The sequence below is a fragment of the Bacilliculturomica massiliensis genome (assembly GCF_900605495.1).
Lineage (GTDB): Bacteria > Bacillota > Clostridia > Peptostreptococcales > Anaerovoracaceae > Bacilliculturomica > Bacilliculturomica massiliensis.
The window spans coordinates 50,616-76,188 of record NZ_LR027603.1; the positions used below are offsets into that span (position 1 = coordinate 50,616).

Here is a 25,573-nt window from a genome sequence, read left to right on the forward strand (position 1 = left end):
TCATTCCTCCCTCTCTCAAGCGATCATCTATTGCATAAAGCAGATCCCGCTTTTCTATTAACTGTATATTTATAGGATTATTTAACTATTCTCGCCCAGCCCCGCTCATCTTTGTCCGAAAATATTTTTTTAAAATGATGATTTTTTAATTTTAACAGGAATTTCTTTGGCATCTTTTCGTTAAGTTCGTTACTTGTTCAGAGATTCCAAAATCATGCATCATGCATGATTTTTGCTTCTGATGCCTATTATACTATACCCAAACGCACTTGGGGTCAAATATTTCCCTTTCCCATCAACGCCGTCCAGTCGAAATAACTTTGGCATATATTCGAAAATTCCGACAATTTCACCGGTTGACTTTATACGGCCCGACAAATATAATACATTTTAATAAAACACAATAATTTCAAGGTTTTTCTAAGACTTGGGAGGTGAGATACCAATGGACGGCTTTAAGAAAAAGACGATCAAGGACCAGGTCTATCATTATATTCGGGCAAAGATATTGAGTCAGGAATTCCCATTTGGCAGCAGGATCAACATCGACACGCTTTCCTGCCTGCTCCATGTGAGCAACTCTCCTATACGCGAAGCCCTGATCATGCTGGAGAACGACGGTCTGCTGACCATACAGCCCAACGTGGGCGCCAAGGTCATCCAATTTACCGAGCAGAGCTATCAAGAGCTGAACACCGCCATCTGCGGGCTTCTGGCCTGCACCTACGACATCTGCCGGCGGCAGGATCTCACAGCGAACCTCTCTGATAAACTGCGGGAATGTATCCTTCTTCAGAGGGCCTGCGCGGCAAAGAACGACTGCACCTGTCTGACAGAACGCGCCATGGCCTTCGACCGATGCTTCTTCGAGGCCGCGGACAACCGCTACCTCTCCGCAGTCTACGCCAACATGGAAAGCCTGCTCTACCTGCAGATCCTGGACAATTACCGGAGACATGGGCTTGAGATCGACCAGACCATACGGGAACACGAAGCCATCGCCCAGGCCGTCAGGGCCCGGGACAGGGCAGCCGTGTACGCCGCCCTGGAAAAACACTATGACAAACACGTGCAGGGGCTGCCGGACTGACCCTTCTTTACACCACGCGGAAAAAGCTCACGCCCAATTTGAGTCCATAGCAGAATATGATCGCGCCGCAGACGATATTGATACCGCGGAGAACACGGTCGGACAGTTTGGCGCCGAACAGGTGAGTCAGGGTGGAAATACCCAGCCACCAGGATGCGGAGGCCAGACAGACGCCCAGGATGAAAGCGGCGGACTGGTCCGCCGGCAGAGACGCTTTGAAGGCGCCCAGCATCAGGGAGCCGTCGATCAGAGCCTGAGGGTTGAACCAGGTCACGACGCAGGCTGTGGAGATCACCTTGAGCAGGGGAACATCCACATCGGTCTTTTCCAGGGATCCCCTGGCCCGCATCAGCTGAACGCCCATGTACATCAGCGCCAGTCCTCCCACGATGAGGATCCCCATCTTCAGCAGCGGCGCCCGGTCCATGACGGCGCCCACCCCGAAGAAGCAGGCGACAGCCAGCACGATATCGAAAAACATAACGATAAACGCCGTCTGATACACCCGTTTTACGCTCTGGGTCAGGCCGGTATTGATGACAAATAAATTCTGCGCTCCGATGGGCGCCACATAGGCCAGGCCCAGCGTAAAACCCTGAAAAAAGTATACCATATAAATTTCATTTCCTTTCTCCGCTGTGGTCGGACGCACCCCGTCGACCCAGCCAATTTCATTTCTGTTATCCTTACAATATCGTCTTTTTCATGGAAAGTAACCAGCCACTTACACATTTTTTACCCAGCCAGTCATTGACTTTGCCGCGGCGGCAGGATAGAGTATACCCGTCAGACAGCGGACTGGATAGACAAGAGACGGACAGCCGGCAGAGCAGACCGACGGAGAAACAGGATAACAGCGAAAGGGAGAGTACAGTTATGGGGCAGGCAAAAGAGCCGGCGAAAAAAAAGAAATACCAGACGGAATTGCCGGAACTGGAGATCGACTGGAGACCGGACAGGGGATCGGCCGCGCCGGTCTACCAGCAGATCGTGGACTATGTGAGCAGGCGCATTTCCGGCGGAGATTGGCCGGTGGGCAGCCGCCTGCCCTCCCAGCGCCGGCTGGCGCAGCAGTTCGGCGTGAACCGCAGCACGATCTCCGCCGCCATGGATGAACTGTATTCTTACGGCGTGCTGGAAGGGGACCGCGGCCGCGGCACTTATGTCGCCAGCAACACCTGGTCCCTGCTCATGTCCTCCGCGCCGCCGGACTGGGGCAGCTATATCCGCTCGGGTTCTTTCCGCGCCAACGTTCCCACGATTCAGCTGATCAACAAGCTGGAATTCGAGAGAGACGTCCTGCGTCTGGGCACGGGGGAGCTTGCTCCGGATCTCTTTCCCCGTGAGATCATGGACGAGGTCTTTTCCCGCCTTCCCGCCCGCATCCCTTCGCTGAATTATCTGGAGCCTCTGGGGTTGGCCGAGCTGCGGGAAGTACTGGCCCGACGTCTGTGCGCCCAGGGGATCGAGACCTCCCCTTCCGGCATTCTCATCACCTCCGGTTCTCTCCAGGCGCTGCAGCTGATCTCTGTCTGCATGCTGAAGCCCGGTTCCACCGTTTACACGGAGGCCCCTTCCTATGTAAAATCCCTGCAGGTCTTTCAGTCCGCCGGCATGAGACTTTCCGGCCTGCCCATGGACAGCGAAGGGCTGGTGCACTGGAATATTCCACAGAAGCGGGAAAGCGGCCTTCTTTACACCATCCCTACCTTTCACAATCCCACGGGGACGGTCATGTCGGCCCAGCGGCGGGAAGCGCTGCTGCGCTTCTGTCAGAATACCCGGCTGCCGATCATCGAGGATAACGCCTACGGGGAACTGTGGTTTGACGAGGAACCTCCGCGCCCCATCAAGACGCTGGACAAAAATGGCGTGATCCTTTATCTGGGCACGGTATCCAAGACCATCGCTCCGGGTCTGCGCATCGGCTGGCTGGCAGGTCCCAGATCCGTAACGGAACGGCTGGGCGACGTGAAAATGCAGATCGACTACGGAGCCAGCTCCCTGTCCCAGTGGGCTCTGGCGGAACTGCTGTCCGGCGGTCTCTACGATCAATATCTGGCCTCCCTCCGCGTCAAATTAAAAGAGCGCAGAGATCTGGCTCTCCGCGCCCTGGATCTTTACTTTAAGGATCTGGCAGATTGGAACATCCCCCAGGGCAGCTTCTACATCTGGCTGAGACTGAAGGTCAGCGTTCCCACAGACCGCCTGTTTCAGCGGGCCATGGAGGAGCGTATCCTCATAAACCCGGGAAGCATCTACGACTACAATAAAAATAACGCTGTCCGCCTGTCCTACGCCTACGCCGCCGAGGACCAGCTGGAGGACGGCATCCGCAGGCTGGCGAAAGCCGTTCGGTCGCTGATATGACCCGGTGACCGGCGTTTTGCTACAGCACGCATTCTCCCAGCACTTCGCCGATGGCGTCGCTGATCACCAGATCGGCCTTGCCGTCGTACTGGGTCTTGGATTTATTGATGAGGACCAGATGTTTTCCGCGGAAATACTGGATCAGCCCTGCAGCCGGGTATACCACCAGCGACGTGCCTCCCACGATCAGCGTGTCCGCCCGGGCGATGGCGTTCACCGCGCCGTTGATGCAGCTGTCGTCCAGACATTCCTCATAGAGGACCACGTCCGGCTTCACCGTGGCTCCGCATTTGGCGCACTTGGGCACCCATCCGCTGCAGTTTTCCTGATCCATGATATAATCCAGCTCGTAATGGGCTCCGCAGCCCGTGCAGGTGTTGCGCAGCACGGAACCGTGGAGCTCGTAGACCCTCTTGCTCCCGGCCAGCTGATGCAGGCCGTCAATATTCTGGGTGACCACCGCCAGCAGCTTCCCCTCCTGCTCCAGCCTGGCCAGAGCCAGATGCGCCTTGTTGGGCCGGGCCTCCCGATAGATCAGATTGTTCTTGTAGTAGTCGAAAAAGGTCTCCGTACTCTGCTCGTAAAACGTGCGCGACAACATGTGCTCCGGCGAATATCCGTATCTGGACTGGGCCTGATACAGCCCGCTCTCCGAGCGAAAATCAGGAACGCCGCTCTCTGTGGATACGCCCGCGCCTCCGAAAAAAACGATCTTTTTGCTCTCCTCCAAAATCTTTTTCAGTTCCTCATACATCTGCAGCCTCTCTTTCGCGCACTTTCATGCGGCTTGATTATGACTTTTCCTGTCATTATTGTGTGCCTTTGCGTGAAAAAAATCAAGGGCAGAAGAAAGATTCTCCCGGGGATCCCCCTCATCCGAACATTTCCGTCAGGTGCTTCCAGTACCGCACCGGCATGTACTGCTTCTGACACCGCGGGTTGATCCGCTCCCGGATGGCGATCGTCTCAAAGTACTGCTTCCAGAGCTTCCGGTATTCCCGTTCGCCCTGAGCCAGATCCACCGGCGCGTCTTTGGGAAGGACCGCCACATACCAGTGCCCGCCCTGAGAGAAGACAGCCTTTTCCCGTCTCAGATCGTGCAGGATGAAAGGATCATTTTTATACCGGTCCGCAAAATGCGGGGCCATGAGTTCCACCACATCGTTGTCCGGTTCCAGTCTGGCGTAAAGCACCTCCGCCGGATCCCCCTCGTCCATCCCGGCGCCGCCTGCCCTGATCACGGAAAATCTCAGGATCCCCAGATAGCGGTGCCGTTCGGCATAAACTTTTTTCTCCGCCTGCTGCGCGTCAAACACGACGGGATCCGCATGCATCAGATCCACCTTCGCCCCCATGCGAAAACCCAGCTCTACGTAGCGCAGGATCTTCATCTCCTTCTCCGGCTCTGTGCACAGATATACGGCGTAGACCCTCCGCAGGGCATCGGATGAGATCTTGCCGCGGATGGCGTCGTACACTCTGGCCGCTTTGTCCCCGTCCGTTTCAACCATCCGAAACTGCCGCAGCATATTTTGCTGATAGCAGCTCTTCTCGAAGATCCCCTCGGCCTTTTCACCGTAGTAATGCGCGTAGATGCAGCACAACACCCCTTCAAAACTCCCATCGTACAAATAATCCATCCGTTCTCCCCCGTCTCCGCTCTATCGACTTTTCCCAGCGCCGTCCCGGACCGGTTCCGGGTCTGCCGCCGCGGCAAGCCGCGGCTGAGCCGCGCTGTCTCCCGAGTCCGCCGCCATACCTGAGATCTGCTGAGATGTGCCGGGCTGGGAGAAAAAGGACAGCTGCACCTCCGTCTCCGGGGGCAGCAGCTTCGCCCGTACGGCTTCCGCCGACAGCGCTCCCGGCCGCACCCTCCCTTCGGTCCCCAACGCCGCAATTGCGCTGGTCTTCCGGCCCCCTGCATTCTTTTTCGCCCCTTCCGTTTCCGGGCTTCCCTCCCCATCCGGGGCCGGCATCCGAAACAGATCCTCCGGGGCCGGCGCCGCCAGTTTTCCCCGGAGCCGGTCCGGAGCCAGATCGAAATCGCCGTAATATTTCCCCCCGCAGGTGAGAAAATATTTTGCCCGCTTCACCACCACGCCCATTTTCTTCAGGTCCTCAAATTTGACGGCGGCCATGCGGCGCTGTCTGACGATGCGGGCCGCCGAAATGTTGCCGACGCCTGGGATCCGCAGGATCTCCTCCATGGAAGCCCTGTTGATCTCGATGGGAAACAAATGAATGTTCCGCAGGGCCCAGTCCACCTTCGGATCTACCTCCAGATCGAAGTTCGGATGGTCGTCGTCCAGTATTTCATCGGCTGTAAAGCCGTAAAAGCGCATGAGCCAGTCCGCCTGGTAGAGCCTGTGCTCCCTGGTCAGCGGCGGCGCGGTGAACAGGCCGGGCAGGATGGGGGACTGCACCACCGGCACGTAGGCGCTGAAATAGACTCGTTTCATAAAAAAGGTCCTGTAGATCCTCTCTGAGGTCTTGATGATCTGCCGGTCGCTTTCCGGCGTAGCTCCGATGATCATCTGCGTGGTCTGGCCTGCCGGCGCAAATTTTTCCCGGTACCCCTTTCCCCCGCTCTTTTCCCTGACGGCTAGCGGCAGCCCCGCCGCGTCCAGCAGTCCGCCTTCCCCCGCCATCCGCCTTTCGTCCGCCCACGTCTCCGGCGGCGGCGACAGGTAGGATAGGTCGCCCTGCTGAAACCGCTTTGCCTTTTTCTTTTCCTCCACCGCGCGGGCTTCGTCGCCTTCCCGCCAGCGCAGCCGGGAAAAGCGGTTTCCCGCGCCCACCACCGTTTTCTGTTCGATCATCGTTCCTGTTATCTGCTTCATGGGCGCAAAGATCTTTTCCGCTTTTTTCTGGGGCGCCAACAGGGCGAGGCTCTCTCTGGTGGGGACCTCCACGTTCACGCTGAGCCGGTCCGCCAGATAGCCGATGCGCTCCACCAGCTCCGGACTGACGCCGGGTATGATCTTCGCGTGGATATACCCGCAGAAGCCGTATTCATGCCGAAGGATCCCCAGCGCTTCCAGGATCCGCTCCGCCGTATGATCGGGAGATACTTCCACCGCCGAGCTGAGAAACAGGCCTTCGATATAATTTCTGCGGTAAAACTCGATGGTCAGATCCGCCAGTTCCCGAGGCGAAAAACTGGCCCGCTCCACCTCCGCGCTGCGCCGGTTCACGCAGTAAGCGCAGTCAAATTCGCATTTGTTGGTAAAGAGTATCTTCAGCAGCGATATACAACGGCCGTCCGCCGACCAGGAATGGCAGATGCCTTCCTTCGCCGCGCTGCCCAGACTTCCTTTATTTCTTCTGTCCGCGCCGCTGCTGGAACAGGACACGTCGAACTTGGCGCTTTCCGCCAGTATGGTCAGCTTTTTCATCGCTTCTGAAAGATTGCTCATGCTTTTCCCCGCCTTATTTTCCCGTTTCTGTCTCTTCTCCCTATCCTGCGGCCGTCTCTTTTCACCCGTCTACCTAACATCCGGACGTCCGGCCCCTTCCAGCCCCGCCGCCAGAAAGCAGCAGGAACATTCGTTCTTATTATACCTTATGGAGAACAAACGTTCAACAGCAGGCGCGTATAAGTGTCAATTATTTTTTACATACGTAAAAATCAGTTCACATCCGGCGGAGACCAAAAGGGGCCGTCAGGAGTCGAAAGCGTCAATTTGGGCGCAAAATCACCTGATTTTCCTGCTTATTTGTCAGTTCTTGTAATGGCATAAATTTTGCTATATATTATAAATTAGCTGTGTGGTCCCCTGGGGCCCGCAGGATCATTAAAGTATAGATAGCCGGCGGCTGTCCCTGCCGCCAGGAGGAGGTTTATCATGAGCACGAAATACGACAGGATCTTTATAAATGGCAAAATCTTTACGGCGGACGAACAGCGCCCCTCCGCCGACGCCTTTGCGGTAAAGGATGGACGCGTAGCCTGGATCGGAGATGCGCGGGATCTGGATACCGCCGGTGAGACCACGGTGGATCTTGAAGGGCGCCGCGTGCTCCCCGGTTTTGTCGACAGTCATATGCACCCCATCATGCTCGCCGACACATACAAGCAGATCTCCTGCCTGCCTCCGGTGATCCACTCCATCGCAGAGCTCACAGACGAGATCGCCAAAGTGCGGGCGTCCCAGGGGCCGGACCGCTGGATCGAAGGCTGGGGCTACGACGAGGGAAAGCTGGCGGAGCACAGGGCCCCCAACCGCTACGATCTTGACAAGGGCGCCGCGGACGTTCCCGTATCCATCATCCGCACCTGCGGCCACGTTCGCTGTGTCAACAGCAAGGCCCTCGAACTGGCGGGCATCGACAGAAACACACCGGATCCCGCAGGCGGAAAGATCGACCGGGACGAGTCCGGCGAGCCCACAGGCGTTCTGCGGGAAAATGCCAGAAATCTGGTCACCGCCGTCATGCCTGAGATCACCATCGAGCAGACAGTCCGCAACCTGGCGGACATGAACGAGATGCTTTTATCTCAGGGCGTGACCACCATCGCCGACATGGGAAATCTCACCATGGACGGCACCGATTATTATGCGGTGTACGAGGCGGCAAGAGAGAAGGGCTTCCTTCCCCGGGTAGGAATGTACTATATGTGGGACGCATACAAAAACATAGACGGATTTTCGATCCCTGCCGAAAAAGCCGATCCGCAGAACCGCACCCGCGCCGCGGGGATCAAGCTCATCGGCGACGGCAGCGTGTCGGGCCGCACAGCCTGGTGCGACCGCCCCTATCTGGGAAGCGACAGCGACTGCGGAATGCCTGTATGTACGCCGGAGGATATTCAGGAAGCCATCGCCTTCTGCAAGAAAAACAAGTGTCAGCTTTCCATTCACGCCATGGGCGCCAGGACCATCGACCGCGCGGTGGACGCCGCATGGCAGGAAGAGAGCTGGACGAGGGAGGGCACGCCCTATGTGCGGATCGAACACGTAGCCATGCCCACGGCTCAGGCCATTGAACGGGCCGCTTCCTCCGGCATCGCTTTCGTGACCCAGCCCATTTTCCTCTACGCCGAGATCGAGAGCTACCTGACCAATCTGGGACCGCAGTGGACGAAGGAAAACTACCCCATCCGGGACATGATCAAAGCCGGGATCAATCTCAGCTTTTCCACCGACGCTCCGGCCACAGCCTGGGCTACGCCCTCCGATCCCTTCCCCTGCCTGAAAGGCGCTGTGACGCGCGTCGCATACGACGGAACGGACTGCGGCCAGGAGCACAGAGTGGACATAGAGACCGCCCTCCGTCTCTATACCGCCAAGGCCGCTCCCATGCTGGGCTTTGAAGACGTGGGCATGCTGAAGGAAGGCTACCGGGCTGATTTTATCATCCTCGACAGAGACATACTGGCCATCCCCGCGGAGGAGATCGACCAGGTGAAGGTCAACAAAACTTTTATCGACGGCTTTCCCGTCTCCCGCCGGGCAAAAAAAAACAAAAACAAAACCGCCTGTCTGCGGCCCTTTTCCAGGCCGCAGACAGGCGGTTCTTCTTTTTTTATACAATTTTCTGGACCGCGCCGGCAGTCGTCCGTTCTAGCCAGGAAGGCGGTCCAGCAGCCGTCCATCCAGCGCTAAACCAGCCCGGAGCGCACCAGATAATAGGCGCCGCCGATCTCTTTGGAAAACAGCGCCAGCGCCGGGCGCGACATGAGGAGACTGCGTTTGACGTCGGCCCCCTTCAGATGTCGGGCCAACAGGATCAGCAGCGTCTTTGAGTTGACCGGCGGCAGTTTCGCCAGATTGGTGAGGAAGCCGTTCAGTGCATTCTTGGCCAGAGAGCTCTTCCCCAGCACCGCCCCCAGCGGTCCGTTGTCCAATCCCTTCTCAACCGCCTCGATCTCCTTTTTCTCACTGTCCGCGTAGGCTGCCAGCGCCTCTGCCAACGCTCTGTGAAACACTTCAGCGCCGTAGATCAGGCCGGGATCCAGCTCAAAGATGGCGGCGGCCTGTTCCGCGCCCCGCAGATGCCGTTTATCCATCTGACCTTTGATAAAGCAGTATAATTCGCCGTCGTACGCGCCGCAGGCCTTCATGGCGTCCAGATAACCCAGCCGCAGGATCCGGCGGGAGTTGGCCCGGTCGAAGCGCAGCCAGTTTCCCAGATCCCAATGGGACTGGATCATCAGACTTTGTTTTGCATCTTCCAGTTTCTCTTTCTTTGTCACGCCCACCGCGTCCAGATTTACGGCGATCACGTGGGACGCGCCCCGGTCCAAAGCCATTCCCACGGGCATGTTATCCGAGTAACCGCCGTCGATGAACCGGCTGTCGCCGATCTCATAGCTCTGTATCGCCGGAAAACAGGAAGCGCTGGCCAGCACATAGTCGATGAGCCTGCCCTCCGGAATGTCCTCGATCCAAAGATATCGGGGTTCCATGGAAGGAAATTCCACCGTAACGATCCCCAGCTGTATTTCTGACCGGCGTATTTTTTCCTCGTCCAGCAGTTCCTCCAACAGCTTTTTAAAATCTGTATAACAGCCCCCGCCGTTTTTCAGCACATCTGAAAAATCGAAGACCTTGTCCGTCTCCAGCTCCCGCCAGACGCTGCAGGCGTCCTCCAGCAGTTCGCCCCGTCCCCCGTCCTGCGCGATTACTGCGCCGTTGATAGCCCCTGTGGAGGTCCCCGCCACCAGGTCGATGGGAATGCCCATCTCCAGAAGCGCCTGCCAGACTCCGATCTGGTAAGCTCCCCGCGAGCCGCCTCCGGAAAGCACCAGGGCCGATCGTTCCCCCCGTTCTTCCTTTTTTATCTCCCTGCCTCCTTCTCTGCTTTTCGTTTTTTCTTCCTTTTTCTCTCTGTATCCCACCGCGTTTTCCCCCTGCCTTTCAAGGCTGCCGCCTGTTCGCCTCAGCCATAGGTGCCCTTTGACTGAAGCTACATTATTATACTGCACGATCCCCGCGGATTATTCACTCCTGTGCTGGATCAACATACCGTTTACAAGGACCAGATACTCCGGCAGCCTGTCCTTCGCCCACAAAAGCTCGATCCCCAGCTTGTCCTTCACCAGCCGCGTCACGTCGCAGCCCAGGGATTCCAGAGAATAGCGCATTTTGCCCCTCTGCCTGCAGGGCATGCCCGCTTCTCTTGCGCATCTGGTGCAGAGGCGGCATCCGCCGGAAGACAACATACGCCGTCCCGCCTGCTCTCTTTCCTCATCCAGAAGTCTCCGGTCTGTGTCCGACTTGACCTGAGCGATGATGGACTCCATCGCCTCCTCCATGCTTTCCGGCGTGATGATCTCTTCTCTCCATTCATCGCTGAGCCTGATCTTCGTGCAGAGGATCCTCAGACTGCCGTAATTTTTCAGGTATTTGCCCGGCTCGAAATCATAGGGCGGGCAGGACCACAGCCTGCCGTAATTCCGGCATTTCCTGCAGAATGTTTCAAAATATTCCGCGTCGTAATACTGTGAGAGCAGCTCCTCCACCGTCATCTCCGCTTCCATCCGCTCCAACTCATATCGTCCGTCCATAATGCCTCCCGTCTCGTACCCGCCGGACTCCCCGCCGGCGATCTCCTATGCAGTCATTGTACCCTGACCGCCGGTGGATTGCAACGTCTGCGCCGTTACTTTCCCCTTGCCCGGAGTCTTTCGCCCATCAGCGATAGCTCCGTCTCCATATGAAAAACGGGAGAGGCGCAAAAGTCCTGCTCCGCGCGTCTCCCGTTCCCTTAGCTGGCCGCCTGGTCCTTACTTATTTTTCGTAAGTCTCCAGCGCTTCCTTCACCACGTCCTCCCAGCGATAGCTGTGCTCCGGCGCCTGTGTCCAGGTCTTCATCAGTCTGGCCTGCTTCTCTCTGGATATTTCCGAAATATATTCATAAAAGTTTCTCATTTTTATTCCTCCCTGATTCTCTGTCGCTATACCTGATGGTCTTTCTATATGAGCGCTTCTTGATCAGCGCGTTTTCATTTACATCTTTTATCCAGCCTGTACAGTTAGTTCGCTCCTTCGCTCTCGGCGCTTCCGTGGGAAGCCGCCTGTGGTATGACAATTCGGTTTTTCGCAAACTCAGCCACAGCCTCCACCTCCTTTTTTGTGCATTAAAAAAACTGCAACATGTAATGTCACAGCTTCTCTGCTGTCTCTTTTTGCTTACATAATCATGATATCAGGGATCGGCGTCTAAAACAACCCCTTCGCCGGGGATTTTTCCGAGCAAATCCGACAAACGTCGACATGCAAAACGCCTCTCAATTCAGCGGAGGGACCTTTCCAATTTTCTCCGCGTACAGCGGCACGCCTTTTTTCCTGGCGTGCTCCCCCAGCTCCCCCGCCGCCTCCATCAGCTCAAATTTCTCTCCCGGCTTCATAAAAGGCTTCATCATCCTGGCCACGCCGGGGAAGATCACTTTCCTGTCGCCTGTGAAATCCAGCAGCATGACCCAGTGCGGCTTTTCTTCACCCTCGCCCTGCAGATAAAACATCCAGGCCGCGCGGACCGCCGCAAGCCGGCTGAAATACGCTTCCGCAGTCTCCTGCATGCCTGCCGGATAAGCCTTCGGCTGCCAGACCCGGACCGTACCCTTGTGGGCGGTGCGGCGCACCGACATTCCCTGGCTCAATTTGTCTATCTTTTCAATGGATTCCTGATTTAAAATGATCCGTTTTCCCAGAGGGTCGACGACGATGCCGCTGAGATGTTCCCCGTCGTCTATCACGATCCCCTTCAATCGTTCATAGGAAAAAAGCTCGGGGCGGGCGTCTTTTAACCCCAGTTTTTCAAATTCTTCCTGGCAGGTGCAGGCGATGAGAAACTGTTTTCCGTCCCCTGTGTTCATCAGCGCCAGTCTGTTCTGTCCCGAGACCGGCACCAGATAGTTCCGATTCGTAAGTTTGACTTTATACTCCATCCGGTGGTTCCTCCCTTTTGCCGGCTTTCCGGCCATGAAAAATTCACAAAAGCCGGTCCGCACTGGCGTTCTGGTCCTTTTCCTATACTCTATCCCATACCGGTCTCAACTTTTTTGATCCTGCGGCCTGGTTTTGCCCGCAGGGTTTCCCCTGCCCTTATTCTGCTCTCTCAGCTTGACCTGGACCTGTACGGCCTGGCTTTTCGACAGTGGCTCCAGGTCTACCTGATGCAGCAGATTGCGGTATGTACTGCATTTCTTGATCAGAACGGAGTAGGTGCGCGAAGGCAGCTCGCTCTTGAGAGGCGCCCTGCCCAGCCGCCGGGCGATCTCCCGGACCTCCGCCAGCATGGCCTGCGTTTCCTCGTCCGGATCCACCAGCTTGTAAATGCTGTTTTCCAGCACGTCCTTATGCTTTTTCTGCTGTTCCTTTCCACGATTCAGATAGGTATTTCCAAAGGGGGAGAGTTTTGAAACAGGTTCCAGTCCGATCTGGTACAGCGTGTTTCTCCAGGTACCGAACCGCCGGGTGAGTGTTTTTCGCATTTCGTCGGGCACTTCGCTGCGAAGGGGAGCCCGGTTGAGCCTGCGGGCCATCTTCTCCAGACGGTCCAGCAGCTGCCGTTCATTCTCGTTCAGGTCCCTGACTTTGTACAGCGTCTCTTTTCTCTGCCACGTCCGGTCGATGCCCGCCGCGTCCAGAACTTCGGCCCAGGTGGTAAACCACCCCTTCAGTTCTCCCTGGATCTCTGCCAGTTCAAACATATGTGGAGGTCGGCCCAGTTCCTTCGCCCTGGTACGTACGATATCCATCAATTCATCGTATCTGCGGCTGCGCTCCTGCATCTTCTCCACAGTCATGCCGCCCTTTCCGGCTTTCGTGGAAAGCCCGGCTTTTTTCAGAGCGTAAGGCCACTTGTCAAACCGCAGCCGCAGATAATTTCGATAGACCCAGAACACCTCTTTCTGCGCCGGCACATGGCCCAGTTCACCGGTGCGCGCCCGCAGCAGATCCAACAGCTCCTCGTTGGAAAAGCTGCCGTACAGCAGCTTTCCCGCCGTCTCCCCCGTACTGAATATCTTTGCCCAGTCGGAATCCGGGCCGCTTCCCAGATCCATATTTCCCGCCGCCTCCGCCTGCTTTGCAGCTTCCTTCAGCATCGTTCTGTATCTTTCCACTGCCGCCCCGTCGTTTCCCCGGTCTCCGGAGGCCGCTGTCTGACGCTTTCCACGTCCTCTCTGATCCTGGCTGGTTTTTTTCTGTTTCTCTTTATCCAAATTATTCTGTCCCCTGTATCTTTGCCCTGGGGAGCGGCCGCCGGTTGCGCCGGTTGCGCCGCTTCAGTCCTGTTCGTCCTGCTCCCCGTCCAGTTTGGTCACCTCGATGATCTCGCCGTATTTGCTCATGATATATCCATAATTGTCTTTTTTGTGGGGGACCATGCAGTTGCTGCAGTCCTTGATCCCTTTCTCCGTGTATTTGAAGTTCCCTCCGCACTTATCCTTGAGCGCATACAGCGGACAATAGCAAAACAGACAATTGAACTCATCCGGGTGATCTGTCTTATGACATGGGAAAAACTCGCATTCTTTATGGTTGTAAAAGGAATAGTGTTTCCCTCTCCAGCTTTCCGATCCCTCATTTTTTTCTCTGCCCATTTTATATCCTCCTTATTTTATTGCTTCGTTTTCAATACCGCCGCGTCCGCCGCGCACAGAATCTATATAATAACCACATTGTGGTTATTATATCGTGATCGGCCGCAGGCCGTCATGATATAATCCGCGCATGGCGTCCGCCGCGCACAGAATCTGTATAATAACCACATTGTGGTTATTATATCACAGATCACCCACGATCTCACGGATAAAATCCGCGCCGAAGCCCCTGGCCTGCAGCTTCTGTCTCACCATGCCCGCTTTGGCCTCCGCTCCCTTTTCCAGCCCCTTCTCAATGCCGCGCATCAGCCCGATATCGATCCCTTCCTGCAGCCCGCGCACATACTGTTCATCGTCGTCCATCCGCGGACGGCTTCCATCTCTGTAATACTTGTGATTCAGACACATTTTCCTTGACCTCCATTCCCTGAAAGCCCGGTGGAAACAAAAAACTGCGGCATCGTCAGATACCGCAGTCCGTATTCCTGCATCATAAAAGATTTCATCTCTTACCTGCGCCTTTTCCCCGTGGCAATAAAGATGACGACAGCGCAGGTCTCCTGACTCGTGGCTCACAGTCTTCCTCTCGCCTTCCCGAACGCAGCCGGACTGAGACCGGTGGTTTTTTGTTCAGTGGCTTACCGCAGTTTTCACCGCTGTTTTGAAAGGAAGACTCCCCACTTACAGTGGCGGGTCCGCTCCGGATTCTCACCGGATTCCCTCTTAGCCCCAGAAACTGATGCCAGTCTCAGGGGAACGCCTGTCGTTTATTATTTTCATCTTTTATCTTACCAGCCTGCAGGGGGACAGTCAAGGCCTTTACCCCCGGCTTTTTCGGATGGGGAAAAAGATCTTAGTTTCCCACTGGTCTGCCGGAAGATCGTCAAACTGTGTCTTCAGATAGATCTCATAGGGACTGTCCGCCGTTTCATATCCGTTCTCGTTGATCCACTGCACCAGAGCGCCGTAGGCGTCCGGCAGTCCCGAATACCCTCCATAGTGCATCGTCACGGCGCAGAGACCCCCCTTAAGAATTCTCGTGGCGCAGTCCTTCGATGTTTCCGCCAGCCCCAGCGCCGTCTCTGTGTCGTTGCACTCCTGACTGAATTCTTCGTCGTGATAGATAGCCATCACCGCTCTGTCCGTCACGATCTGTTCCCTGGCCACCTGTTCAAATAATTTTCCGTAGTACTTTCCGAAATCCTCCACGCTCATCTTCTGACGGCTGGAAAGGATCGGCCGATCCGTTGTCTCCTCCAACGCAACCGCATAATTGTTCTGATAACTCATGATATCACCTGTCCTCTCAAAATCCCGCAGATGCTGCTGCAGCTCCGCCAATATCAGCGACGTCTCTGATATGTGTCTGCCCAGCTCCCGCTCCTGATCCTTTAATTTTGAAAAGAGCGCTCTTTCTCTGCCCTCAGAGAGCAGTCCGCGGATCTCCGCAAGTGAAAAACCGTACCGCTTCAGTCTGCCGATCAAAAGCATCCGTGGTATCTGCGACTCGTCGTAATACCTGTAACCGGAATATCTGTCCACCTCCCAGGGATGGATCAGTCCGATCCTGTCGTAGTGATGCAGCGTTTTGACGCTGACCATGCAAACTTTTGAAAACTGTCCGATACTTAACATATCTGCCCTCCGTATGGTAATTGTCTATCTGATCCGGATCTGTCTTCAGTATAAAGCCTGACCCTGGGGCAGAGTCAACAGGTGATTTCAATTTTTTTATTTACTCAACCAGCCCGTATTTCACTTTGATCCGATCCAGCTTTTCGATGATGGGTCCGGAGATGAACCACAGGAAAAAGACCGTGGCGATCCCATGAATAATGTTGAAGGGGAGTCCCTGGGCATAGTAGATCAGGAAAACGGGCCAGGTGGGCTTTGACTGCCACATCAGAGCGCTGGCGGAATCCATGATGATCCCGTAGATAAAAAACGCGCTCAGCAGACCGAATATGCACAGAGAACTCCTGCGTTTCCGCAAAAAACCCTTGCGAAACAGTATGCCTGCCAGAAACCCGATGATCCCGGCGCTGAACATCTGCCAGGGCGTCCACGGTCCTTGTGAAAACATCATGTTCGAGACGAACATGGTCACCGCTCCCACCAGAAATCCCGCCTCACCTCCGAAGCAGACTCCCGCCAGTATTACGACCGCCAATACCGGCTTGAATTGCGGCAGCATGAAAAAAGCCGCCCGGCCCGCCACTCCGATGGCTGCCAGCACTGAAATAACGATGAGCTCCCGCGCCTGCGGTCTCCTGTCTTCAAATACCATTGCAAAGGGCAGCATGGTCTCCAGAAGGATCAGCATGCTGATAAAATAGTATTTCCTGTCTTCCAGATAAAAGACCCCCACGTAGAGCGTCAGCGGTATGGCTAGTAAGATCATAAAAGAGCCGGCGATGGTTCGCCTGGACAATTTTCGTTTTTCACGCGGCGTCTGCACAATGTGAACAGGCGCGTCCAGTTCCTTTCCCGGAAGCAGCGATGCAAGACAGCCTCCCAGTTCCACCATCATTGTGAACTGGACCGCGTAATCCCGCCAGTCCGGCCAGCGGTCTTTGAGCAGAAGGAATGTGGCGATAAACGCGCCCGCAAAGAAAATCCCTGAAAGGATCCGCATAGGCGACAGCCGCTTTCGCTCAAAGGCAGAGACCTGCAGCCCGTCCGCCTTCTCTATTTCAGCAGGCTCCCCCTCCTCTTCTGGTGACCCGGTCCAGCTTTCTGCCTCCGGTCCTGTGTTCCGGGGCTCCTGGGTCTCCCGCGCCGGTATTTCCCATTCGAAATTCACCTCTGTATCGCCGGCCTGATAGACCTCTCCGCCGCAGGCCCCTATGATATCTTCGGCCAGAACCGCCTCAGGAAGCAATGTGCGGGCCATGCGGTTAGCCGACGTAGTATAGAAGCTTTTTCCCGAAAAAAAGCGGCGTGGACAGTCTTCACCGGTGATCGACCCGTCGAAAAACATGGCGCACCGATCAGCGTACCGCGCGCAGAATTCGATGTCGTGGCTTACCATGACCACGGTGACGCCCTTTTGACGCAGCCGGTCCAGAATATGCGCCAGCTTCTGTTTAAAGTGGGCGTCCAGCCCTTTGGTCGGCTCGTCGAGAACCAGGATCTCCGGCTCCAGAAGCAGTACCTTTGCCAGCGCCGCTCTCTGCTGTTCCCCCCCGGACAGATCATAGGGGTGCATGGACAGCAGTTCTTCCAGTTCGCAGAGCGCCGTGACGTCTTCGATCCTGCGGCGCCGTTCTTCCCTGGAGTACATATGTCCCGAAAGCATTTCCGCCAGATCCGCCTCCACTGTTTTTTTCACAAACAGCGCCTGTGGATTCTGCGGCAGGATACCCAATATCCCTCCGTACAGTCCGTTTTTCCCGTCCGCGTCCGAAAATATTTCCTTTCCTTTTATCCTGACCTTACCTCTCCAGGGGCGCAGCAGCCCGGTCATTACAGAGATGCTTGTGGTCTTGCCGGTACCGTTCCCCCCCACGATGGCATAAAGCTCTCCCCGGCCTACGTTCATGGACAGCCCCTTGAGCACGTCGGGCAGACCCTCTTCGTACCGGAACCAGACCTCGGAAAGCTGGATGACCGGCGTTTCTCCGCATAGGTCCGCCCTCCCGGTATCCGCCGGCGGTATTGCTTTTCTGTCCAGCGTCTTCTCCGCGGCTACCTTCGTCAGCCACTGCCGGCCGTCCCTCACCGTGACCGGGCAGGGCAGGCTGCTCTCTACTCCCGCGTATACCCGCATAGGCGTGGGCATGGCCAGAAACATGTGGTGTTTCTTTTCCTTCAGCAGGCGCCCGGCCTCCTGAGGGCTGCCGTCAGTCAATATTGCCCCCCGGTCCATGACTACAGCGCGGTCCGACAGGGGCAGGGCGTCCTCCAGGCGATGCTCCGTCAGAAGGATCGTGGTTCCCAGCTCCCGATTTATTTTGGCGATCGTCTCCAGAAAGTCTGCCGCCGCAATGGGGTCAAGCTGACTGGTAGGCTCGTCCAAGATCAGTACAGAAGGCTGCATGACCATAACGGAAGCCAGATTTAAAAGCTGCTTCTGGCCGCCGGAAAGCTCCGCCACATTCTTGTGGAACCACGTCTGTATTCCGAAAAAGCTGGCCATTTCCGCTACCCGAAGCCGTATGGCGGGGGTGTCCATACCCAGGCTTTCCAGCCCAAAGGCCAATTCGTGCCACACTTTATCCGTCACGATCTGGTTATCCGGGCTCTGCAGCACAAAGCCGATCTTCTCCGCCTGATCTCGCTCCGTAAGCTGGGTCAGCAGACGTCCTTCAAAGAAGATATCGCCGCTGCAGCGGCCGTGCGGCGTCAGGACTGGCTTCAGATGGCGCAGCAGCGTAGATTTTCCGCAGCCTGACTTTCCGCAGAGAGTGACGAATTCTCCCTGTCCTACAACGAGACAAATATCCCTCAGCGCCGGTTCTTCCTTTCCCGGATAGGCGAAATTCAAATGTTCGATCTTAAAAGTTTCCACTTCCGGGTCTCCTCCAATTCGATCACTGCGGGCGTCAGACACAGCCCGCCATAAGCTGAAAACAAACTGATGCTGTAAATTCCCGTAAACGCTCCTTTGGTCGTGGGGAAATACCTCCAATATAATCCGCCCATCGCAGCTCCGGCAAATACATAAAGCCCCAGCCCTCCGATCACCGCCAGCGCGATCTTATCCCGCCGGTCAAAACGAAAGATCGAAAATGCCGTGCGTCCCGGCAGCCCATATCCTCTGCTCCGCATGGAATCCGCCGTCTCAATGGCGTTTTCCAGCGCCCATGTGATCATGATAGACAGGATCGTCAGCCCGTGCCTTGCCCTCTGCAATATGCTCCCGTTTGACACATCCCTGCCCACACAGCGCTGAGCGTTTGAAATGACTTTGATCTGGGCTTTGAAACGGGGCACAAAGCGCAGGGCCATAGAGAGGATCAGGGAAAGGGCCGGGATCACCCGGCCAAACAGATAGATGAACTTGTCCGAAGTCATCACCGCATTGTAGCAGGAAAACCAGCAAATGACGCTGATCATCATGACAGCCGCCGCAAAGCCGTATAAAATAGACTCCAGCGTCAGAGGATTTCCCGACCGCAGGTACGTCAGGATCGTAGCCCCCTCGTGATTAAAAGCAGGATTGACCAGCGCCGCCACCAGCATCATGGGGATCATATAAATAAAATTGAACCGGACCGCGCGTTTTCCGGAAAGCAGAATGGAATAGAGAAACGCGCAGCACAGGGAAATGCCCAGGCACACAGGATGCATAAAAAACATAGAGGCGATCAGCACGAAGGCGAAGTACAGGAAATTGACCGCAGGGTGGTAACCGGCAAAGGCTCCGCCCTCCCTGGCCGCGCCGCCCCATCCTGTTTTACTCGCCTCCCGTGGCATAGTACCCTCCTACATCTCTTCCCAGGTCGCAGGTATAGACCCACTCCACCACGTCGCCTTCCTTCAATTGATACCGGCTGCATCCATAGTTGGGGAACCAGCCGTTGACTTTGTACATCCACCCGGACAGCTCGCCGCAGTCAAACTCGTACAGGTTATTGATCCCTTCGATATAAGCGCTGTTGTAGATGGGCGTGTTCACAAACTCCATATGTATCTTGTTGTTTTTCATCTCCCTCTGCAGCAGGTTGAACACGCTTTCCCCCTCGTAGAAGGTCACCTTCTGCGATGCAAAAATTACGCCGTCAGCCGGGACCAGTTCGACTTTCTCAGGGTCCAGCCAGTCCATATTGTTCAGTATGGAATCGCACCGGACAGATAGCGTACATGTCATCTTTTTATCGCTGACCGCTGCATTTTGCGGTTCCACCGGCACCGGCTTTCCTTCCGGCACCGGATCTGTAAGATATTGATCCTTCCCTGTGCTGGCATTGATCTCCATACCCTGTTCTGCCGAATAGGACTCCGATCCTTTTTCCACGTTGGGCGAAGAACCTCCCATGGAGGCGGCCAGCTTCAGCTTTTCCTCCGCCGTCAGACCGCCCTCGACGCCGCCGGGACGGCTCTCAATACCCGCGGGCGTCGGTTTTACCACGCTCTCGGAAGTCGTCGCTGCCGGTCCGGAGGCCACTGCCGGCCCCGTGACGCCGTCTGCACCGTCGCCGTCCTCATCTCCCAGCGCCCCCAGCGCCCCCGGCGTCACAGAAGCCCCCGCCGTCAGCCCACGCCCTTCCCCCATCCCTCCACATCCTTTTTGGAAAACACCACAGCCCCTGCCCCCGCCAGAATACCTGAACAGCCCGTAAGTGTGAGCACTGTCTCTTATACACACTTGGTTGTGTATAAGGGACAGAACAAAGGAAACCACCAGAACCAGAACGATGATCACAGCCGCCGTTATCTTTCCTTTCGTTACTTTAAATTTCATATCAAATTGACTCCTTTATTTTATCCACAGTGCTCCTTCGGGATAGACCGCGCCCTCCTCACCGTTATATTTCACGGCGCATCCCGCAGTCTCGAAACAACAGACGCTCCATATCTGTCCGTGAGCGTCAGTCCTGCATATGACAGAACGGCGCGGAAAAACGGATCTTCCGCGCCGATTTTATTTCAATACCGCCTTTTGAAGTCAGCTTTCCGTCCTCCCAGTCTTACAGCAGCCGCGCCGTTCCCAGCATCCGATACAACATTTCAGCGATCTCGCATCGTTTAATCGCTTTTAACGGTTCGATCGTCAGATCCGACTGGGAGAGGATATCTTCTTTATAGCAGAAACCCAGAGCGGGCCTCGCCCATTCCTCGCTTTTTACGTAGTCCGAAAACTGAGATATAATGTCCCGCGCCTCCGACTCTGTCATCGCCGTATCCATGCCGCAGAGCTTCGCTGCGTTGGCCGTCATGCAGGCGGCCTCCTGCCTGGTGATCGCGCCCTCCGGGTCAAAGGTGGCAGCGGACGTGCCGCTGACGACGCCGTAATCTGCAGCAGTCCCGATATAGGGCGCATACCATTCGGACTGCGCCACATCTGAGAATTTACCGTTGGCCTTCGGAGTCAATCCCAGGGCGTTTACCACGATGGCCGCAAATTCCGCCCGCGTCATCGTCGCTTCAGGCCGAAACGTTCCGTCGTCGTATCCGCTGATGATCCCCCTGGACGCCAGCGCCTCCACCGCCGGCTGATTGACGTGAGCAGAAATGTCTTCGTAGGTTTTTCCCGGCGCCGTAATATCTCGGGCCTTCACGTCGGCATTTTTACCCTCCAGACCTTTCCCCGCGGCGGCGCTTCCTCCGGCTGCGGATGCCAGATCTGCCGCATCGCCCATGCGGTAGAGACTGTTCTTGCCCTCAGTAGCCCGCCGTATGGCCGCCAGACCGTAAAACGCCTGCTCCGTAGCCATGAGATTGCTGCCGTCTCCGTCCTGCGCATGCAGAAATCCGGATCCTTTCACATAAAAAGTAAGCAAATTGTCGACCATGGTCTTTCCGTTCTTCACAAAGCGGCTGTCATCCAGCGGAATGCCAAGCTCCGTCAGTGCGACGATCACCTGCACCACGCTCTCCGAATTGGCGCTGCCCCAGCTGGAGAATCCGCCGTTCTTATCCTGCAGCCTGGAAAGGCAGGCCAGAGCTTCCCGCGTCACTTTTTTTACGTCTTCTCTTTCCTGATACTTGGCGAGAGCCTGCAGCGCCATACCCGTTATATCAGGGTCCGCGACCTCTCTGTCCCCCGCCGATGCGCTGCCTCCGAAGAGAGAAAACCCGCCGTCCGGAAGCTGCCTGCGCAGGATCTCATCCACATACATTTCCCGGGTGGCCTGTACGGTGGCCTGCCTGTTCTCCGGCATGGGATAATCTCTGGAATCCAGAGCGATCAGCGCCCAGATGGGGCCGTTGATCCCCTGCCAGATGGTCTTTTCAAAATCCCCCAGAGGCGTCAGCAGGTCGTAGCCAGCCACATTTCGCGGGTCTTTTCCTATCGACGTCAAAGCTACGATAAGCCTGCTGTATTCCGTGTATTTTTTTTCGTGGAGAACGCCGGCGCAGGCCCTGACATACGCTTCCACCGTCGAATAATAATTGCTGTAGTACTGCGGCGTCACCTTATCGTATCCGCTTCTGGCCAATCCCAGCACGGCCCACTCTCCGCCGATCGAACCCACCTGCGGAGTTTTGACTGTTTTGTACAGATAATCCGCCGTGTCCAGCAGCGCTGCTTCTGCCGCAGCGTCCACTTCTGCTCCCAGCCCCGCGGCGGTACCGTCTGCAAAGGCGGCTGCCGGTACGGCGCAAACCACCAGCACCGCTGTCAGAAAGACAGCCAATAACCGTTTCATTCTTTTGTTCATCGCACTTCTCCTTCACTTTTCCCCGCTGGGCCGCCGTGTGCATCGCCGCGGAGACCTGCTGCCCGCTTTTCTGCCGCCAGGCTATTCATCCCGATTTTCATATAAGCAGTAACATGGATAATTCTCACCCAGATACATCCACACATTTTCGCCCATATCCAGATGTTCGTCGAAAACAAGATCGGGGATGAAGAGTTTCACGCTGGTCCGGCGTTTTCCGGTCAGCGTCGCCCCGCCCGCCGAGGGCTCCCTGCGGAAGCTGTCTATCTTTTCTGCAAGATCCGCAATGCCTGTCTCTTTCGCAAAATTGGGGATAAAATCACTGACCTCCGCATAGACGATGTTGTCCGGATCTTTAAACCACTTAACATTCATATTTGACTCCTTTCCGCGGCGCAGCAGCCGCCGCCTTCTACAGCTTGATGCTTTTTTTCATCTCTTCGATACGCACGGGTCTCCCGTCGTTAATGATCACCTTCAGCTCTCCAAAACCTACGTCCCGGATAATTTCCAGCAGCTTCTGCTCCCGTTCATCCAGCCCTCCGGCTTTTTTTATTCCGGCCGCTCTCGCCGTCGTGTTCTCCATTAAAACCCTTCCCTTCCCTGTGATCTTCTGTTATATCCCGGTTCCCGTCTCAGCCCTCCACTCGTCCGCGTTCACCTTGTGCAGCACCTTGATCTTCCACTCGTCCTCATACCTGCTTCTGTTTTCCAAGGTCAGTGTCTCGCCGTCCGGGCTGATCCGGTATCGAAATGCATAGTCTGGTCTGCCTGCCCATCTTGACGTCGGATAGGTGTTTTGCGGATCTATCTGGATCTCCTTCGGATTCTCCGGATCATATCGATAGCCAAACAGCATGCGGTAAGCATAGGGACAGAAAACATAAGTCCCCCATCCCTCCTCTGTACAGCCATAGTAGTCCGGTTTCCCCTCACTCTTCTCGTAGAAGTGCATGTCTCCGTTCTCCGATACCCAGACCACATTTTCCCGCAGTCCCAGCGGCGGCCCCAGAAGCGATATCCCCTCTCCCTTCTCCCATTCCTCCACGTTCTTTTTGCGGAACACCACAGGCTCCTCTCCCGCCAGAATACCCGAACAGCTCGTCAGCGTGAGGACGTCGACGTTTTCGCCGCCGATCCGGTATATGGCCGTGAACAGCGGATCGGTATCATCCCTTTCTTTACCCGAATATGCCATAAACATCCGATTTGAAGTCCTAAAATAAAACTCTTCCTGTTCCCCGTTTCGTCTGATCTCCCCATCCAAACGCGGCGTTTCAGTCAGCATATAGAAATACATGCTGTCATCCTCCGCGACCCATACGGTGCTCTTGGCTTCTTTGTACTGCAAATCAATCTCCGGTCCGATATCTGGTTCCGGTCCGCCCCAGCGGGGGTCTGCTTCCATCTCTCTTTTCCATTCATCTGCGGCGCGGCGGTGCATCTTTATTTCTACCTTTGTCTGACCGTTCGGCGTATCAAAGTTATTGCATTTAAATGTAAGCGTATCTTTGTCAAATATATGAAAACGACATCTTCCATTAAATAGATTGTCCTCTGTTCCTGTAAATGCTTCATCAGAATCATATCTTTCAACCCAAAATGGTCCAAGTCTATTGCCATGCCCAAATCGAATTTCGATTACTTCCCCATTATAAATGATTCTTCCATACGTACATCTGCGATCCGCATCGCTTTCATAAAAATAAAAATCTTCATCTTCTGAAACCCATACTGCATTTTTATCCAGCCGCATCAGCCCTTCCCTAAAGAGTAGTAAGGTCAGCCCATTTGGTCCGGGGCTGAGTCCCGCATACAGATATATGAGCAATACTACCAGAAACACTGGAATAAAAATAATCAAACACTTTTTCATCAATCGTTGTTTTTTCATGCCCATTCCCGTCCTCTAATCCGTTCCCGTCTCAGCCCTCCACTCGTCGGCGTTCACCTTGTGCAGCACCTTGATCTTCCACTCGTCCTCATACCTGCTTCTGTTTTCCAAGGTCAGTGTCTCGCCGTCCGGGCTGATCCGGTACCTGAATACATAATTGGGCCTTCCGGGCTCGCTTGAAGTTGGCCTGATGTTTTGGGGATCCACCCGGACCTCCTTCGGATTCTCCGGGTCATATCGATAGCTAAACAACATGCGATAGGTGTAAGGACAGAAGACATTGCGTTCCGCCATCTCAAACGTATCATATATGTCATTCGTATCCGCTGCGTTATATTTTATCTTTCCGAAATAGTCTGGTTTTCCTTCACTTTTTTCATAAAAGAACATATTCTCGTCCTCCGATACCCAGGCCACATTTTCCCGCAACCCCAGCGGCGGACCCAGAAGCGATATCCCCTCTCCCTTCTCCCATTCCTCCACATTCTTTTTGTGAAATACCACAGGCTCTGCTCCCGCCAGAATACCTGAACAGCTCGTCAGTGTGAGGACGTCATCGTTTTCTCCGCTGATCCGGTAGATGGCTGTGAAGAACGTGTCGTGACTATAATTCCCCCCTTCCGCATAGGAAAAAAATATCCGATTTACAGTATCAAAATCGAACTCCGCCACCATCCCGGCTCGCTTAATCTCTCCGTCAGGCCGCGGCATTCCAGTTCGTTCATAAAAATACATGGTATCATCCTCCGAAACCCACACCGCATCCTCGTCTCTATCATACGTGGGTAAACCTGGCCCAATGTCCGGCTCCGGCCCTCCCCAGCGGGGGTCTGCTTCCATCTCTCTTTTCCATTCTTCTGCGTCGCGGCGGTGCATCTTTATTTCTACCTTTGTCTGACCGTTCGGCGTATCAAAGTTATTGCATTTAAATGTAAGCGTATCTTTGTCAAATATATGAAAACGACATCTTCCATTAAATAGAATGTCCTCTGTTCCTGTGAATGCTTCATCAGAATCATATCTTTCAACCCAAAACGGTCCAAGTCTGCTGCGGTCATGCCGAAATTGAATTTCAATCACTTCCCCATTATAAAAGATTCTTCCATATGAACATTCGCGATCCGCATCGCTTTCATAAAAATAAAAATCTTCATCTTCTGAAACCCATACCGCGTTTCCATCCTGTCGCATCAGCCCTTCCCTAAAGAGCAATAAGGTCAGTCCATTTGGTCCGGGGCTGAGTCCCGCATACAGATATATGAGCAACACCACTAGCAACACTGGAATAAAAATAATCAAACACTTTTTCAACAATCGTTGTTTTTTCATGTTCCTCCCCC

At 55.2% G+C, this 25,573-nt stretch carries 23 protein-coding genes and 1 riboswitch; of the genes, 3 read left to right on the forward strand and 20 right to left on the reverse strand.

Annotated elements, in window-relative coordinates:
• Positions 1–445 precede the first annotated feature (445 nt).
• Positions 446–1,090 carry a GntR family transcriptional regulator gene (locus tag E0E37_RS09935; RefSeq protein ID WP_130862903.1) on the forward strand — a complete coding sequence of 215 codons (645 nt, stop codon included), beginning with the start codon at positions 446–448 and terminating at the stop codon, positions 1,088–1,090.
• A gap of 7 nt (positions 1,091–1,097) precedes the next feature.
• Here E0E37_RS09935 and E0E37_RS09940 read toward each other — a convergent pair whose 3' ends face one another.
• Entirely contained in the window at positions 1,098–1,703 is a 606-nt protein-coding gene (locus E0E37_RS09940) for a LysE/ArgO family amino acid transporter (protein WP_130862904.1), read from the reverse strand.
• A gap of 263 nt (positions 1,704–1,966) precedes the next feature.
• On the opposite strand from E0E37_RS09940, the gene E0E37_RS09945 reads away from it, so the two are divergent.
• The gene (locus E0E37_RS09945) at positions 1,967–3,460 is read left to right on the forward strand and encodes an aminotransferase-like domain-containing protein (RefSeq protein WP_130862905.1); all 1,494 of its coding nucleotides are present in this window, start codon (positions 1,967–1,969) and stop codon (positions 3,458–3,460) included.
• Between the two features lie 19 nt (positions 3,461–3,479).
• On the opposite strand, the gene E0E37_RS09950 is transcribed toward E0E37_RS09945, so the two are convergent.
• From E0E37_RS09950 to E0E37_RS09960, 3 genes are all read right to left on the reverse strand, one after another.
• Positions 3,480–4,214 (reverse strand): NAD-dependent protein deacylase, encoded by a 735-nt coding sequence (locus E0E37_RS09950; RefSeq protein ID WP_130862906.1) that lies wholly within the window; start codon positions 4,212–4,214, stop codon positions 3,480–3,482.
• 118 nt (positions 4,215–4,332) lie between these two features.
• Positions 4,333–5,100 carry a TIGR03915 family putative DNA repair protein gene (locus E0E37_RS09955; protein ID WP_130862907.1) on the reverse strand — a complete coding sequence of 256 codons (768 nt, stop codon included), beginning with the start codon at positions 5,098–5,100 and terminating at the stop codon, positions 4,333–4,335.
• A 21-nt stretch (positions 5,101–5,121) separates the two neighbouring features.
• Positions 5,122–6,876: a putative DNA modification/repair radical SAM protein gene (locus E0E37_RS09960; protein WP_130862908.1), complete on the reverse strand. Its 1,755-nt coding sequence runs from the start codon at positions 6,874–6,876 to the stop codon at positions 5,122–5,124.
• A gap of 429 nt (positions 6,877–7,305) precedes the next feature.
• On the opposite strand from E0E37_RS09960, the gene E0E37_RS09965 reads away from it, so the two are divergent.
• A complete protein-coding gene (locus tag E0E37_RS09965) occupies positions 7,306–9,066 on the forward strand; it encodes an amidohydrolase (protein WP_130862909.1) in 1,761 nt (586 codons plus the stop codon).
• Here E0E37_RS09965 and E0E37_RS09970 read toward each other — a convergent pair.
• From E0E37_RS09970 to E0E37_RS10040, 16 genes are all read right to left on the reverse strand, one after another.
• The gene (locus E0E37_RS09970) at positions 9,063–10,301 is read right to left on the reverse strand and encodes a patatin-like phospholipase family protein (RefSeq protein ID WP_165445314.1); all 1,239 of its coding nucleotides are present in this window, start codon (positions 10,299–10,301) and stop codon (positions 9,063–9,065) included. The two genes, E0E37_RS09965 and E0E37_RS09970, sit on opposite strands and share 4 nt — an antisense overlap.
• Before the next feature lie 99 nt (positions 10,302–10,400).
• Positions 10,401–10,970 (reverse strand): DUF2284 domain-containing protein, encoded by a 570-nt coding sequence (locus E0E37_RS09975; protein WP_130862911.1) that lies wholly within the window; start codon positions 10,968–10,970, stop codon positions 10,401–10,403.
• A 223-nt stretch (positions 10,971–11,193) separates the two neighbouring features.
• Positions 11,194–11,334 carry a hypothetical protein gene (locus tag E0E37_RS18550; protein ID WP_165445315.1) on the reverse strand — a complete coding sequence of 47 codons (141 nt, stop codon included), beginning with the start codon at positions 11,332–11,334 and terminating at the stop codon, positions 11,194–11,196.
• Between the two features lie 359 nt (positions 11,335–11,693).
• Positions 11,694–12,353 (reverse strand): enhanced serine sensitivity protein SseB C-terminal domain-containing protein, encoded by a 660-nt coding sequence (locus E0E37_RS09980; RefSeq protein ID WP_165445316.1) that lies wholly within the window; start codon positions 12,351–12,353, stop codon positions 11,694–11,696.
• Between the two features lie 105 nt (positions 12,354–12,458).
• Complete coding sequence (locus tag E0E37_RS09985) at positions 12,459–13,631, reverse strand: homing endonuclease associated repeat-containing protein (RefSeq protein WP_130862913.1); 1,173 nt, start codon at positions 13,629–13,631, stop codon at positions 12,459–12,461.
• Between the two features lie 63 nt (positions 13,632–13,694).
• A complete protein-coding gene (locus E0E37_RS09990) occupies positions 13,695–14,012 on the reverse strand; it encodes a cysteine-rich small domain-containing protein (RefSeq protein ID WP_130862914.1) in 318 nt (105 codons plus the stop codon).
• A gap of 183 nt (positions 14,013–14,195) precedes the next feature.
• On the reverse strand, positions 14,196–14,420 hold the full coding sequence (locus E0E37_RS09995) for a hypothetical protein (RefSeq protein WP_130862915.1): 225 nt from the start codon (positions 14,418–14,420) through the stop codon (positions 14,196–14,198).
• 125 nt (positions 14,421–14,545) lie between these two features.
• Positions 14,546–14,790, reverse strand: a riboswitch (cobalamin riboswitch).
• A gap of 41 nt (positions 14,791–14,831) precedes the next feature.
• The gene (locus E0E37_RS10000) at positions 14,832–15,647 is read right to left on the reverse strand and encodes a MerR family transcriptional regulator (RefSeq protein ID WP_130862916.1); all 816 of its coding nucleotides are present in this window, start codon (positions 15,645–15,647) and stop codon (positions 14,832–14,834) included.
• Positions 15,648–15,747: 100 nt separating this feature from the next.
• Positions 15,748–18,522, reverse strand: a complete 2,775-nt coding sequence (locus tag E0E37_RS10005; RefSeq protein ID WP_130862917.1) for an energy-coupling factor transporter ATPase — start codon at positions 18,520–18,522, stop codon at positions 15,748–15,750.
• A complete protein-coding gene (locus E0E37_RS10010) occupies positions 18,495–19,430 on the reverse strand; it encodes an energy-coupling factor transporter transmembrane component T (RefSeq protein WP_130862918.1) in 936 nt (311 codons plus the stop codon). The genes E0E37_RS10005 and E0E37_RS10010 overlap by 28 nt, the downstream gene beginning before the upstream one ends.
• Entirely contained in the window at positions 19,411–20,229 is an 819-nt protein-coding gene (locus E0E37_RS10015) for a DUF4430 domain-containing protein (protein WP_330548570.1), read from the reverse strand. The genes E0E37_RS10010 and E0E37_RS10015 overlap by 20 nt, the downstream gene beginning before the upstream one ends.
• Positions 20,230–20,644: 415 nt before the next feature.
• Positions 20,645–22,339: an S-layer homology domain-containing protein gene (locus E0E37_RS10020; RefSeq protein ID WP_246019689.1), complete on the reverse strand. Its 1,695-nt coding sequence runs from the start codon at positions 22,337–22,339 to the stop codon at positions 20,645–20,647.
• Between the two features lie 81 nt (positions 22,340–22,420).
• The gene (locus E0E37_RS10025; RefSeq protein ID WP_130862920.1) at positions 22,421–22,714 is read right to left on the reverse strand and encodes a hypothetical protein; all 294 of its coding nucleotides are present in this window, start codon (positions 22,712–22,714) and stop codon (positions 22,421–22,423) included.
• A gap of 37 nt (positions 22,715–22,751) precedes the next feature.
• The gene (locus E0E37_RS10030) at positions 22,752–22,925 is read right to left on the reverse strand and encodes a DUF2292 domain-containing protein (protein ID WP_130862921.1); all 174 of its coding nucleotides are present in this window, start codon (positions 22,923–22,925) and stop codon (positions 22,752–22,754) included.
• A gap of 30 nt (positions 22,926–22,955) precedes the next feature.
• Complete coding sequence (locus E0E37_RS10035; RefSeq protein WP_130862922.1) at positions 22,956–23,690, reverse strand: hypothetical protein; 735 nt, start codon at positions 23,688–23,690, stop codon at positions 22,956–22,958.
• A gap of 558 nt (positions 23,691–24,248) precedes the next feature.
• The gene (locus tag E0E37_RS10040; protein ID WP_130862923.1) at positions 24,249–25,562 is read right to left on the reverse strand and encodes a hypothetical protein; all 1,314 of its coding nucleotides are present in this window, start codon (positions 25,560–25,562) and stop codon (positions 24,249–24,251) included.
• Between the last annotated feature and the right edge of the window lie 11 nt (positions 25,563–25,573).

What these genes read in the sequence shown, in the direction of transcription:
- E0E37_RS10030 (WP_130862921.1), bottom strand. Translation starts at nt 22,925, where the DNA reads ATGGAGAACACGACGGCGAGAGCGGCCGGAATAAAAAAAGCCGGAGGG.
- E0E37_RS09975 (WP_130862911.1), bottom strand. Translation starts at nt 10,970, where the DNA reads ATGGACGGACGATATGAGTTGGAGCGGATGGAAGCGGAGATGACGGTG.
- E0E37_RS09995 (WP_130862915.1), bottom strand. Translation starts at nt 14,420, where the DNA reads ATGTGTCTGAATCACAAGTATTACAGAGATGGAAGCCGTCCGCGGATG.
- E0E37_RS09980 (WP_165445316.1), bottom strand. Translation starts at nt 12,353, where the DNA reads ATGGAGTATAAAGTCAAACTTACGAATCGGAACTATCTGGTGCCGGTC.
- E0E37_RS10015 (WP_330548570.1), bottom strand. Translation starts at nt 20,229, where the DNA reads ATGGGGGAAGGGCGTGGGCTGACGGCGGGGGCTTCTGTGACGCCGGGG.
- E0E37_RS10025 (WP_130862920.1), bottom strand. Translation starts at nt 22,714, where the DNA reads ATGAATGTTAAGTGGTTTAAAGATCCGGACAACATCGTCTATGCGGAG.
- E0E37_RS09950 (WP_130862906.1), bottom strand. Translation starts at nt 4,214, where the DNA reads ATGTATGAGGAACTGAAAAAGATTTTGGAGGAGAGCAAAAAGATCGTT.
- E0E37_RS10020 (WP_246019689.1), bottom strand. Translation starts at nt 22,339, where the DNA reads ATGAACAAAAGAATGAAACGGTTATTGGCTGTCTTTCTGACAGCGGTG.
- E0E37_RS10040 (WP_130862923.1), bottom strand. Translation starts at nt 25,562, where the DNA reads ATGAAAAAACAACGATTGTTGAAAAAGTGTTTGATTATTTTTATTCCA.
- E0E37_RS09935 (WP_130862903.1), top strand. Translation starts at nt 446, where the DNA reads ATGGACGGCTTTAAGAAAAAGACGATCAAGGACCAGGTCTATCATTAT.
- E0E37_RS18550 (WP_165445315.1), bottom strand. Translation starts at nt 11,334, where the DNA reads ATGAGAAACTTTTATGAATATATTTCGGAAATATCCAGAGAGAAGCAG.
- E0E37_RS09960 (WP_130862908.1), bottom strand. Translation starts at nt 6,876, where the DNA reads ATGAGCAATCTTTCAGAAGCGATGAAAAAGCTGACCATACTGGCGGAA.
- E0E37_RS09940 (WP_130862904.1), bottom strand. Translation starts at nt 1,703, where the DNA reads ATGGTATACTTTTTTCAGGGTTTTACGCTGGGCCTGGCCTATGTGGCG.
- E0E37_RS09990 (WP_130862914.1), bottom strand. Translation starts at nt 14,012, where the DNA reads ATGGGCAGAGAAAAAAATGAGGGATCGGAAAGCTGGAGAGGGAAACAC.
- E0E37_RS09945 (WP_130862905.1), top strand. Translation starts at nt 1,967, where the DNA reads ATGGGGCAGGCAAAAGAGCCGGCGAAAAAAAAGAAATACCAGACGGAA.
- E0E37_RS09955 (WP_130862907.1), bottom strand. Translation starts at nt 5,100, where the DNA reads ATGGATTATTTGTACGATGGGAGTTTTGAAGGGGTGTTGTGCTGCATC.
- E0E37_RS10000 (WP_130862916.1), bottom strand. Translation starts at nt 15,647, where the DNA reads ATGTTAAGTATCGGACAGTTTTCAAAAGTTTGCATGGTCAGCGTCAAA.
- E0E37_RS09965 (WP_130862909.1), top strand. Translation starts at nt 7,306, where the DNA reads ATGAGCACGAAATACGACAGGATCTTTATAAATGGCAAAATCTTTACG.
- E0E37_RS10010 (WP_130862918.1), bottom strand. Translation starts at nt 19,430, where the DNA reads ATGCCACGGGAGGCGAGTAAAACAGGATGGGGCGGCGCGGCCAGGGAG.